The following is a 12,132-nucleotide window of genomic DNA, read 5'->3' on the forward strand; positions in this document are numbered from 1 at the left end:
GACGTGCGCGGCAGCCACGGCGCCGACTCGCTCGGCCTCGGCTTCCTCGCCGCCCCCGAGATCACCCTCGACCGGGACCGGGACGTCACCCTCGACGGACGCGGGCTGCGGGAGCTGCGGGCGGACGTCCGCCGACGCACCGAGACCCGGCAGTTGCTCATGGAGTACGACCGGACGGCGAACGGCGCCGACCTGTTCGGCGCGGTCCAGGTACCGCTCACCTACGACAGCGTCTTCGCCGCGCCCACCGCGAAGGTCACCGAGGGCGGCTTCGAGTACCGGACCGTCTGGCGGCTCGCCAAACCGCTGCTGGAGGTCAGGGGGATCGGCGAGGCCACGGTGCAGGCGGGCGGCTCACTCGTCGAGGGCCGCACGAGGCTGCCGCTGACCGACGTCGGCGACGGGCCGTTCACCGGGGGGCTCACCGCGGACCCGAACGCCTCCTGGCACGGCGCCCTGACCGTGCCCCGCGACGCCACCGGGGTCTCCCTGCGCGCCTCGGCCCGGGACGACAGGGGCGGCTCGGTCACCCAGGAGATCATCCGGGCCCTGGGGGTGCGGTAGCCGGTGGAGCGGGGGCGGCCCGTGCGGCGCCCCCGCTCCACCGACCGGACGCGGGCCTCAGGGGCCGGGGTGGTACCTGATGCCCCGGATCACACCCAGTTCCACCAGGTCCTGCGGGCGGATGCGCAGGTGCCCCGCGGTCGCCTCCACCGCTGCGGGCGGGCGCTTCAGGATGGCCGCCGCCAGTTCCGGGGCGATCACCGAGAAGTAGCTGTCCGGCGTGGCCCAGGTGTTGCCGGGCGCGGCCAGCGCGAGTGCCCCGCCGGAGCCGCCCTCGCCGATGACCAGCGTGGTGATCGGCACCCGGGCGGCCGCCACCGCGCCGAACACCTCGGCGATCGCGGCCCCGGCGCCCTGCCGCTCGGCCTCGGCGTCGTTGGCCGCCCCGGGCGTGTCCACCAGGGTCAGCACCGGGATGTCCAGCCGGTCCGCGAGCCGGATCAGCCGGGTGGCGGTCCGGTACCCGGCGGGCCGGGTCGCCACCCCCGTCTGCGCCGCGTAGGCCACGGTACGGCCGTCCCGCTCGCCGAAGCCGCACAGCATGCCCTCGGGGTCGCTGCCGCCGCAGCGGTCGCCGCGGACGGTCACCCGGCGGGTGAAGTAGGCGTCCAGGTAGGCCCGGGCGCGCGGCCGCTCGCGGGAGCGGGCCCGTTCGACGGCCGCCCAGCCGGTGTCCGGCAGGGCGGGCGCGCCCAGGGCGTACGGCGCCGGAGCCTCCCGCGCCGGGGTGGTGAGCAGCCCGAGCCAGCGGCCCAGCGTCTGCCGCAGCTCCGACGGCGGGACCACGGCGTCGGCCGCCCCCGCGGCCACCTGCGCCTCCGCCGTGTAGGCGGCCGGGTCCGCGTCCCGAGGCCGCACCCGGGAACCGGCGAAGCCCACCTGGGCGCCCGGGAGCGCCAGGATCACGTCGGCCCCGGCACCCAGGGTGGCCCAGCCGCCGCCGGTCGTGGGGTCCCGCAGCACCGCTATCTGCGGCAGCCCCGCCGCCCGGGTGAGCGCCGACTCGCGGGCCACCCGCTGGAGCTGGGTCAGCGCGAGCATGCCCTCCTGCATCCGGCTGCCGCCGGTGGCGACGAGCGGCACGACCGGCAGCCGGTGGGCGCGGGCGTACCGGTACGCGGCCTCCAGCCGGTCGCCGGTGCGTCGGCCGAGGGAGCCGCCGAGGAAGCCGAACTCGAACGCGATCAGCACGGCCCGGGTGCCGTCGACGCTCGCGGTGCCGCACACCACGGACTCCTCCTCGCCGGTGCGCTCGGCCGCGCCGGCGCGCGCGGCGCCGTACCCCTCCCAGGCGAGGGGGCCGTCGGTGTCGTCGGCCGGGGTGGCGGAGGGGAGTTCGCGGAAACTCGCCTCGTCCGCGACCAGTGCGATGACCTCCCGTGCCGACAGCCGCTCAGGCATCGGCCACCAGCGCCCGCTTCATGATCTTCCCCATCTCGTTACGGGGCAGGACGTCCAGGTGACGCACGGCGCGCGGACGCTTGTGCGGTGCGAGCCGCCGGGCCACGTGGTCGGCCAGCTCCGTGTCGGACGGCGGCGCCTGCGGGTCCGAGGGGACGATCCACGCCACGATCCGCTCACCCAGGTCCGCGTCCGGCTCCCCGGTGACCGCCGCCTCCCGCACGCCAGGATGCTCCAGCAGCGCGTTCTCGATCTCACCCGCCCCGATCTTGTAACCGCCGCTCTTGATCAGGTCGGTGGCCTTGCGCCCGACGATGCGGACGTAGCCGTCGGGCTCGCGCACCGCCATGTCGCCGGTGCGGAACCAGCCGTCGGCGGTGAACGCCGCGGCGGTGGCGTCGGGCCGGTGCAGGTACTCGGTGAACAGGTTCGGGCCGCGCACCTGGATCTCGCCGACGCTCTCCCCGTCGTGGCGGGCGATCGGTGTCCCGTCCTCCTCCACCAGCCGCAGCTCCACCCCCGGCAGCGGCACCCCGACGGTCCCGGCCCGGGGTTCCCCGTCGGCCCGCACACTGGTGTTCATCAGCGTCTCCGTCATGCCGTACCGCTCGATGACCCGCCGGCCGGTCGCGGCCGCGATCCGTTCGTGGTCGTGCACGGGCAGCGCGGCCGATCCGGAGACCAGCAGCCGGGCCCCGCCGAGCGCCTTGGCCAGCTCCGGGTCGCCCGGAAGGGCCTCGGCGATGCGGTGGTACATCGTCGGCACCCCGAACAGCATGGTCGCGCCCTCGTTCAGCGCGCCCGTCACCCCCTCGGTGCTGAACCGGCCCAGGTGCCGCACCGATCCGGCCCGGCGCAGCGGGCCGAGGACGCCCAGCACCAGCCCGTGCACATGGAACAGGGGCAGCCCGTGGACCAGCTCGTCCCGGTCCGTCCACTGCCAGGCGTCGGCGAGCGCGTCCAGCGTCGCCGCCAGGGCCCGGCGGGGCACGACCGCGCCCTTGGGCGGGCCGGTGGTGCCGGAGGTGTAGACGATGAGAGCGGGGTCGCCTTCCCCGGCGCGCTCCTCCGGCAGGGCTGCGGTACGGCCGGCGTCGACGTCCAGCCGCTCCAAGTGCTCCAGAGCGGGCGGGAGTTCCGCGCCGGGCGCGGCCAGGACCAGATCCGGCGCGCTGTCGGAGACGATGTGCGCCAGCTCCTTGTCGCCCGACTTCGGGTTCAGCGGCACCGCGGCCACCCCGGCGACCAGCGCGCCGGTCACCGCGACGGCGGTCTCCAGCTCCGGGGTCGCCCACACGGCCACCCGGCCGGCGCCGCTCAGGCGCGCGGCGACCGCGCCGGCGGCGCCCGCGAGCGCGCCGTACGTCAGCGACCGCTCGCCGAACCGCAGGGCGACCCTCCCCCGGACTCCGTCCGGGGGGACCCCCGTATCGCTGCGTTTGCCCGGACCGTCCACCAGGGCGGGAAAGAGGGAGGACACGCGCTGCACTCCTTGGACTCGGGGGCTTCGGTCCTCCCTTCCTACACCAGCCGCCGCGTTCCCACGACGGCGCTCAGGTCCGCCGCGAGCCGCAACTCGGCCGAGTGCAGCGCGGGATGCCCGAGCCAGTGCAGCCGTGCCCGGTCCACCTCGCCCTCGTGCAGCGGCGGCCAGCCTGCGGCCGGGGTGAAGTCGTCGACGACGACCGTCCCGCCGGGCGTCAGCAGCTCCGCCACGTCGGCCGGTTCGTCCCCCGGTACCTTGCCCTGCCCGCCCCCGTCGAGGACGAGCAGGTCGAACGGGCCGTGCTCGGCGATCCGCCGCCAGTCACCGGTGAGCACCGCGACCCCGGGACGGTCCGCGAAGACCCCGGCGGCGAGCCGCGCCCGCCCGGGGTCGCGCTCCACGCTGTACAGCCGCACGCCCGGCCGGGCGCCGGAGGCCAGCCAGGCCAGCCCCACCCCGAGCCCGGTGCCGGTCTCCCCGATCCGGGTCCCGGCCCCGCCCGCCAGGGCGTGCAGCAGCCGGCCCTGTTCGGGGCGGCAGGAGTGGGGGAAGCCGTGGGCGCGGGCGGCGGCCAGGGCGCTCCGCACGAGGGGCGGGAGCCCGGCCGCACCGCTGTACGCGTCGGTGCCGTCAGCAGCCATACGCCAATAGTGCCGCGCCAGCCGGGGTTCGCCCCGTCGCGATGCCCGGCGGGCACTGTCGCCGCACCGGCCGAAAGCCAGAGTGCACCCGGTACGAGGGCTTCCGGCCGGCACGCCGAGGGAGCACCCGCCGGACACCGCTCCTTGACGGGCGGACCCCGGCTGACGCGGCACTGGCTGGTGCCGCGACCGGAAGGGTTCACCGGCTCGCGGCGCCCGGCACGGCACCTCGCCGCCTTGTCGCATCACCCGAGTACGTCCAGTGCGCGGACGATGCTCCGCCTTGCGCTGCACCGCACCGGACGCCGCGAGCCTTCCGGCAGACCTCTCCGGTCACAGCACTAGGCGACCGGGACCGATGGCGCGTCGGCAAGGACGACATCGGCCACGACACAGCTCACGTTGTCGGGGCCGCCCGCCGCGTTGGCCGCGTCGATCAGCACCCGTACGGCCCGCTCGGGGTCCGCCTCACCGGCGAGCAGCTCCTTGATCCGCGCGTCGGCCACGACGGCCGTCAGACCGTCCGAGCACAGCAGGTACCGGTCGCCCGCCCGGGCCTCCTGCAGCCGCAGATCCGCGGCCCCCGCCGGACCGCCGACACCGAGTGCCTTCAGCAGCAGGGCGCGCTGCGGATGGCTCTTCGCCTCCTCGGGGCTCAGCCGCCCCTCGTCGATCAGCGACTGCACGACGCTGTGGTCGTGGCTGATCCGGAACAGCCCGCCGTCGCGCAGCAGATACGCCCGCGAGTCCCCGATGTGCACGAGCGCCAGCTTCGAGCCCGTCCACAGCATCGCCGTCAGCGTGGTGCCGACCCCGGCCCGGCCGTCCGCCAGGTCCCGTACGGCCTCACCGGCGGAGCGCACCGCGTCCTCCAGCAGGTTCAGCACATCGCCGGCGCCCGGTTGCTCCCCCTCGTCCAGGAACCTCAGCGCCTCGATGGCAGCGCTGCTCGCGGGCGCCCCCGCAGGGCCGCAGCCGTCGGCGACGGCGAGCAGCCTGCGGCCCGCGTACACGGAGTCCTGGTTGGACGGGCGGACGTGCCCGCGGTCGGAGTGGGCGGAATAGCGCAGTTCCAGCATGGTGGTGTGGTCCCTTCTCGACTCTTCGGTCAGTTGGTCGACGAGGAACGCGGCGAGATCCCGCCGTACGGCCGTTTCCGCCTCGACCCGCGCCCAGTACGCCCGGACCTCGTGTGCGGCCTCCGCCGCGTCCAGGGCGCACACCGCGCGGATCTCGGCCAGCGGCATGCCCAGCCGCCGCAGCCAGGCCACGAGCCGGGCCGACTGGAGCTGCTCCACGGCGTAGTACCGGTAGCCGGTGCCCGGGTCGACCCGGGCGGGCCGCAGCAACCCCAGCTCGTCGTAGAGCCGCAGCGCCTTCGGTGACAGCCGGCTCGCCTTGGCGAAGGCGCCTATCGTCAGCAGCTCCATACGCTCCTCAGCTCCACAGCGGTCCCGTCCTCAGGAGGACGCCGTCCGGGAGGACGCCGCGTTCCCCGCTTCCGCCACCGATGCTGGGGCTTCCCCGAAGGGGAAGGTCAAACGGGCCGTCCCGGTTCCCGGCGGGATTGTTAGCCTCGCATCCGATCGAAACCGCCGTACCGCAGGGAGCCCGCCGTGCCCCGTATCGCCCTCGCCACCTACGACCCGGGCGACCGGCCGGGCAAGGACCGCGACCTGCCGGTGCTGGTGCGCGCCCTGCGGGAGGCCGGAGCGGACGCGGAGGCCCGTCACTGGGACGACCCGGCCGCCGACTGGGGCGGCTACGACCTCGTCGTCATCCGCTCGACCTGGGACTACAGCTGGCGTGCCGGGGAGTTCGGGGCGTGGGTGGAGCGGGTCGGCGGCCTGACCCGGCTGGCCAATCCGGCCGCCGTGGTCCGCTGGAACTCCGACAAGCGCTACCTCGGCGAACTCGCGGCGGCCGGCGTGCCGACCGTCGAGACCCGCTACATCGCGCCCGGCGAGCCGGCCGAACTGCCCGGCGGGCACGAGTACGTGATCAAGCCGACCTCCGGAGCCGGCGCCCGGTTCGCCGCCCGCTACACGCCGGACCGGCACGAGACGGCCGTACGGCAGCTCGCGCGGATGCACGCGGAGGGCTTCACCGCGATGGTGCAGCCGTACCTGCGGAACATAGACGTCAACGGCGAACGGGCGCTGCAGTTCTTCGGCGGGCGCCTGCTGCACGCCAGCCGCAAGGGTGCCGTCCTCACGCCCGGCACCCCGTACGACGCCGACAAGGTGGCCCACCCGGAGCTGGAGCCCTGGCGGCCCACGGACGCCGAGATCGCCGTCGCGCGGAAGGCGCTGGCGTCCGTGCCCGGCGCGCCAGGACTGCTGTACGCGCGCGTGGACCTCGTCGACGGCGAGGACGGCCTGCCCCGGGTGATGGAACTCGAACTGGTGGAGCCGAACCTCTTCCTCTTCCTGCACCCCGCCTCCCTGCCCCTCGTCACGGAGGCGATCCTGGCGGCGGGCAGACCCTGACCGACGCGGCGCCAGGGACTTTCGCGGCGGTGCCCCTGGGATCCCACGGCGGGCCCGGTCGTGGCCCGGCGGGCGTCGGCGCGGGCCCGGACCAGGGGCCGGTCCTCGTCCTCACGGCGCCGGGCCAGGGCGTGGCGGGTGGGGGCGACGCCCCGGACCGGGCGGGTGGTGGCACCCTCCCGGGTGATCAGCGGGGCGTCGCCGATGGGGAGAAGCAGGCCGGGCCACGGCCGTCGACGACTGAGCCTGCCTCAGCCCCGGACCGCCGTCCGCTGGAGCAGCCCCCAGGTGAACTCGGCGGCCACCTGGTGCCGGACGCCGTCCCGGTCGGGCGCCGAGAAGGCCAGGCCCCAGCGCGTGGGGGCCGTGCCCTCCAGCGGACGGGCCGGGGCGAAGGCGCGGGCGGCCTCGTCGACCGTGCAGGACCACGGGGCGAGGTCGTCCAGGGTGCGCAGGACGGGGGCGGGCGCGTCCGGCGCGCGCACCAGCCACTCGTTCCAGACCGCGCCGTCGGGGGAGACCAGTACCTCGAAACGCAGGTCCGGCCAGAGCGGGAGCGCCCAGCGCCGGGCCTCGCAGTCGACGTCCCCGAGGCGGCGCGGGAGCACCGACTCCGGGTCGCCGAGGACCGACCGGTACCGGGCGGCGGCGGACCGGGACCTGGGGGAGCGGACCATCGCCTGCCAGCGCTTGTTGGTCTCCCGCAGCTCCGCGGCGGACGCCCCGAGGCGCCGCCGGGCCTCGTCGACCAGGTCCGGGTTGTGGTCGGCCATGCGGCGCAGCAGCACGAGCTGGAAGTCGAGAGGCATGACGTCCATGGTGCCGTGGCGGAGGCCGCCGGGCCCATTGCCCGGTCCATCCCGCGTGACTGGCGTGTGTTCGTCATGCCGATCGCCTGGTGAAATCCCGAACACGGGCGCTGAATCCAAGGGAGGGGCGGACGTGGGACGCCTCGTGCCCGCCGTGACCCGGGCCCTCGGCATTCTGGAGCTGTTCCCGGGCAGAGCTGGAGCGACTGGCCGCCGAGGGCGCGGCGGAACCGTCCGAGCGGCCGGGCCACCGGGGGACGGCATGAGGGTCCGGTCAACCTCGGCGACCTGTACGTCACCACTGCCCGGGTCGGGCTGACGCGCCGCATCCCCTGTCCGGGTCGGCGCCGGTGCTCCCCGGGGGCCGGGCGAGGGGTGCCGCAGCCGGCGTTCGCGGGGTGAGCGCCGCCTTCAGCGGCCCGGGGAGGTCACCGGGGCCACCGGTGTCCCGCCGACCGCCCTGCCCAGCAGGGTCAGGCCCACCTTGCCCGGACCGGCCTCCGTGGTGAACTCCGACAGCACCGCCAGCGCGAGGGTGTTGGTGCCACGGGTGCGCAGGATGCCGTTCGGCAGCACGAAGGTGTGCTGCGGGCCGACGTTGTTGATGTACTGGCCCATGTTCCAGCCGTTGAGGAAGATCTGCGCCCGGTAGGCCCGGTACGGGTCGTCCTCCAGGGTCAGGCCGACGGAGGCGTCGATGTCGCCCGGCACGGACAGCCGGAACGTGGTCCGGTACCAGGTCACGCCCTGCCGCCGCTCGGACCGCGGGAAGCCGACCGGCTCCCAGTCCCGGTCGGCGAAGCCGGGCAGGTGCCAGCCCGCCCGCTCGCCGAACAGACCGCCGTTGTTCTGCGGCCCGCGCACCGGGTCCGGTGCCCCCTCGCCCTGGATGCGCCACGTCACCTTCGGCGAGGCGCCCTCGAAGAGGGCGGCGGTGAGTCCGCGGGCCGCCTTGTGGGTGTCCCGGGCCTTGCCGTCCTGGTCGTGCTGCATCCGCCGGACCAGCACCGACAGCACGTGCCGGCCGGGCCCGCGCAGCCGCTCGGCCACCGGGAACACGGCTGTGGCGTCCCAGCTCCCCTTGCGGATCGTGGTCTTCTTGTCCGGCACGGGCATCCGGTGGGTGCCCAGCGGCTCCCCGTCCAGCCATGCCATCAGCAGGCCCTGGGTGCCGGTGGTGTAGGCGAGCGAGACCTCCTCCAGGCCCGCGGCGCCGGTGAAGGTGCCCCGGTACCAGACGTCCCCGTAGTGGAAGCCGTAGTCGTCCGCGAACAGCACCGGCCCGTCCTTCGGGACGGGCGTCGTGCTGTAGGAGGTGGTCCGGTCGGCGATCCGCCACTTCGAGTCGTCGAAGTTCGGGCCCGCCTCCGGGTTCTCCGTGCGCATCCGCCAGCCGCCCAGCGCGGGGAGCGTCACCTGCGGCGCGGCGGGCAGCAGCCCGGTCGTCATCAGGCTGCCGGACATGGTGACCCGGGTCGGCACCTTGCGCCCGTTCCACACCAGGCTCGTGATGCCGCGCGGTCCCCACACCTCCACGCCGGTCGTCCCGGTGACGTCACCGGTCAGATGGACCTCGGAGCCGCGCACCTCGGCGTGGCGCAGCAGCGCCGGACCGTACACCAGCAGCGTCCCGGACGGGGTGTCGTACGGGAACAAGCGCACCGAGGTGGCGTCGTCGGCGAAGAGCAGCAGCAGCGGGGTGTCGCTCTCGCCCTGCGCGACCGACACCCGGGTCAGGCCGCCCTGTCCGAGGGGCACGTTCACATGGAGCTGGTCGCCCTCGAAGGCCCAGGCGGCCTCCGGGTCGAGCCGCATGACCAACGGCTCGACCGGGCACTTCAGCACCAGCTCCGCCATGTCGTCGCGGCGGCCCGCGAACAGGGCGATCTCCTGCCGCCCCGCGGTCAGGCACATCACGGGCTGCGCGGTGCTGTACTTCAGGGTCCGGCTGCCGAGGGAGAGTCCGGTCGTCAGCATGCGGGCGTCGCGTGCGGGCACCGTGATCCGCAGCCTGCCCTCGTGGGTCGGCAGGTCGGTGGTGACCGGGGCCGAGCCGTCGTTGCGGGCCACGTACACATGGCTGCCCGTGTCCGGGTTGGTCAGGTGGTAGACCTTCAGTCCCTCGGCCTCGACGTCGGCCGCCCGGTCCAGCCGGGCGAAGTCGGGCACGCGCTGCATCAGGTGCCCGAGCTGGTGCATCGGGGCGATCTTCTCGGTGACGTTGCGCCCCTCGTCGATGGCCGCCCCGTAGTCGTACGAGGTGTAGACGACCGGCGCGGGCAGCCAGCCCCAGGAGGTGCCGCCGAAGGTCATGTACACGTTGTGCAGGGTGATGCCGTTGGCGAGGTTGGTGAGGTAGAAGCGGCGCTCGTACGCGGCGTCCCGGGTGCGCCGGGACTCGGCGTACCCCTTGCCGTCGAACCAGGCCCCGCCCCACGGGTCGAACCAGCCGCCGCCGAACTCGGGCACGAAGCCCGGCGTGTGCGGCGAGGCGGTGGTGCCGCCGGTGAGGCCGCCGGGTCCGTAGTGCCCCCAGTCCGGCGGTACCTGGGCCGGCGAGGGATACCCGTCGAACCCGTACAGCCAGCCGCCCTTCTCCCCGCCCGTGTCGAACGAGCCGGGGATCCAGTGGCCGTTGCGGCCCTTGTCGTTGTGGAAGAGCGGGACGTCGATCCCGTCGGAGCGGACCTTCTTGTACAGGTGGGACATGTAGTCCCGGCCGGTCGCCTCGTCGACGTGGGAGTCGTACTCGTTCTCGATCTGGTAGAGCAGCACCGTGCCCCTGCCCTGGGTGAACAGATGCCGGCGGACGATCCGGTTCACCCGGGTCAGCCACTCGTCGACGTGCGAGAGGTAGGCCGGGTCGGCGGTGCGGGCCGTGCCCCTGGTCGCCGTCAGCCAGCCCGGGAAGCCGCCGCCGTCGACCTCCGCGTTGATGTACGGGCCGGGCCGCAGCAGGACGTAGAGACCGGTCTCGGTGGCCGTGCGCAGGAACAGGTCGAGGTCCCGCACGCCGGTGAAGTCGTACTCGCCGGGGGCGGGGGAGTGGTAGTTCCACGCCACGTAGATGCTGACGGCGTTGTAGCCGTGCGCCCGCATCTTCTGGAGCACGTCGCGCCACAGGGAGGGGCTGGGCAGCCGGAAGGGGTGCATCTCGCCGGACCACACCACCAGGCGCCTGCCGTCGACCAGGAGCGAGTAGGCGTCGTACCCGATCGTGTGGCGCTCGCCGTCGGCGCGCGGCGGGGCCGGCGCCGGACCGGTGGGCACGCTGCGCGCCGCGAACGCCGAGGGCGCCCCGGGGCCGCCGCTGCCGCCCAGGGCGAAGCCGAGCGCGGCCGAGCCGGCCAGGGCACTGAAGGTACGTCTGCTGAGCGCCAAGGTGGATCCTCCCGGGCGATCGTACGGGGGCGCGGTCCGGCCATTCTCCATGGAGACACGCCCCGCGACGGACCCGTGCGGATCTCGGCGCGGGCGGATTGCGCGGTACGGGCGGTTCCGGCGTCGGCCGTACGGGAGGGTAACGTCCCGGTGAAGGCAACGGAAATCGCCGTCGAGCAGGACATTCCCCACATGTGCGCCGCGGGCGTCACCGCCGCCGCCCTCGCGGCCGGCGCGCCGCCCGAGCCGGTAACGGAACCGGCGGCCCGGGAGGGACCCCACAGGGCGACCGGGGTACCGGGGGGCCTGCCGGGCGTGCGGTACGTGAAAGGCCGCGTGTGAATGGCCGGAGTTCGCCCTGCCGGTCCGGAGCGGGGGTTCCTACGATTCCCATCGCCTCCCCGTCCTTCACGGATTCGACACGGTTTCCTCATGAGTGAAGGGGCGGGTCGGAGGTCGCACCCCCCACTCGACAACCTGGAGAAGCCATGGCTGGTGGACTTCTGCTGAGCGGCGCCGTAGCCGCTCTGCTCACCACCGCGCTACCCGCCCAGTCCCCTTCGTCCGTCTTCGACGACCCGCCCCCGGACAAGATCGTCATCGATGTCGCCACGGTGAACGGCTCCGGCTGCCCGGCCGGCACGGCCGCCGTCGCGGTCTCCCCGGACAACACCGCCTTCACGGTGACCTACAGCGACTACCTGGCCCAGGCCGGCGGCAACTCCGACCCGACGGCCTTCCGCAAGAACTGCCAGCTCAACCTGGTCGTGCACGTACCGCAGGGCTTCACCTACGCGGTCGCCAGCGCGGACTACCGGGGCTTCCTCTCGCTCCAGCCCGGAGCGAGCGCCACCCAGAAGGCGTCGTACTACTTCCAGGGCTCCTCGAGCACCGCGGCGAGGACGCACCCGTTCAGCGGCGCCTACAACGACGACTGGCAGGCCACCGACCGGACCGACTGGGCCCAACTGGTCTGGGCGCCCTGCGGAGTGCTGCGCAACTTCAACATCAACACCGAGCTGCGGGTCGACGCCGGCAGCACCAACCCGGACAAGGTCAGCTTCATGACGATGGACTCGACCGACGGCGACATCAGCACGGTGTACCACCTGGCCTGGAAGGAGTGCCCGCACAGCTAGTGCTGTGACCGGAAGGGTCTGCCGGAAGGCTCGCGGCGTCCGGTGCGGTGCAGCGCAGAGCGGAGCGGAGCGTCGTCCGCGTACCGGACGTACTCGGGTGATGCGACAACGCGGCGAGGTGCCGTGCATGGGCGTCGCGAGCCGGTGAACCCTTCCGGCCGCAGGACCAGGCGCGTTGGCCACCGGGCCGTGCCGGCGGCGCCGAGGGAACCAGCCCGGACG

General features: G+C 74.4%; 8 protein-coding genes and 1 pseudogene. 3 read left to right on the top strand and 6 right to left on the bottom strand.

Annotated features, from left to right (window positions below):
• Positions 1-564: pseudogene (locus MXD57_RS18840) on the top strand (S8 family serine peptidase); the annotation flags it as partial.
• A gap of 57 nt (positions 565-621) precedes the next feature.
• On the opposite strand, the gene MXD57_RS18845 reads toward MXD57_RS18840, so the two are convergent.
• The 4 genes from MXD57_RS18845 to MXD57_RS18860 form a co-directional block, all read right to left on the bottom strand.
• Positions 622-1,965 carry a carboxyl transferase domain-containing protein gene (locus MXD57_RS18845; RefSeq protein WP_250402698.1) on the bottom strand — a complete coding sequence of 448 codons (1,344 nt, stop codon included), beginning with the start codon at positions 1,963-1,965 and terminating at the stop codon, positions 622-624.
• Complete coding sequence (locus MXD57_RS18850; RefSeq protein WP_374114723.1) at positions 1,958-3,445, bottom strand: acyl-CoA synthetase; 1,488 nt, start codon at positions 3,443-3,445, stop codon at positions 1,958-1,960. The genes MXD57_RS18845 and MXD57_RS18850 overlap by 8 nt, the downstream gene beginning before the upstream one ends.
• A gap of 41 nt (positions 3,446-3,486) precedes the next feature.
• On the bottom strand, positions 3,487-4,092 hold the full coding sequence (locus tag MXD57_RS18855; protein WP_250402699.1) for an O-methyltransferase: 606 nt from the start codon (positions 4,090-4,092) through the stop codon (positions 3,487-3,489).
• Between the two features lie 341 nt (positions 4,093-4,433).
• On the bottom strand, positions 4,434-5,522 hold the full coding sequence (locus tag MXD57_RS18860) for a MerR family transcriptional regulator (RefSeq protein WP_250402700.1): 1,089 nt from the start codon (positions 5,520-5,522) through the stop codon (positions 4,434-4,436).
• A 186-nt stretch (positions 5,523-5,708) separates the two neighbouring features.
• On the opposite strand from MXD57_RS18860, the gene MXD57_RS18865 reads away from it, so the two are divergent.
• Complete coding sequence (locus tag MXD57_RS18865) at positions 5,709-6,581, top strand: ATP-grasp domain-containing protein (RefSeq protein WP_250402701.1); 873 nt, start codon at positions 5,709-5,711, stop codon at positions 6,579-6,581.
• A 251-nt stretch (positions 6,582-6,832) separates the two neighbouring features.
• On the opposite strand, the gene MXD57_RS18875 is transcribed toward MXD57_RS18865, so the two are convergent.
• Both MXD57_RS18875 and MXD57_RS18885 read right to left on the bottom strand, forming a co-directional pair.
• Positions 6,833-7,399 (bottom strand): hypothetical protein, encoded by a 567-nt coding sequence (locus tag MXD57_RS18875; protein ID WP_250402702.1) that lies wholly within the window; start codon positions 7,397-7,399, stop codon positions 6,833-6,835.
• 402 nt (positions 7,400-7,801) lie between these two features.
• Entirely contained in the window at positions 7,802-10,771 is a 2,970-nt protein-coding gene (locus tag MXD57_RS18885; RefSeq protein ID WP_250402703.1) for a glycoside hydrolase family 35 protein, read from the bottom strand.
• A gap of 488 nt (positions 10,772-11,259) precedes the next feature.
• Here MXD57_RS18885 and MXD57_RS18890 point away from each other — a divergent pair, with 488 nt between their 5' ends.
• Positions 11,260-11,910 carry a DUF4360 domain-containing protein gene (locus tag MXD57_RS18890; protein WP_250402704.1) on the top strand — a complete coding sequence of 217 codons (651 nt, stop codon included), beginning with the start codon at positions 11,260-11,262 and terminating at the stop codon, positions 11,908-11,910.
• Positions 11,911-12,132 lie beyond the last annotated feature (222 nt).

Origin of the sequence: Streptomyces cellostaticus, from assembly GCF_023630175.1 — a bacterium.
Taxonomy (GTDB): domain Bacteria; phylum Actinomycetota; class Actinomycetes; order Streptomycetales; family Streptomycetaceae; genus Streptomyces; species Streptomyces cellostaticus_A.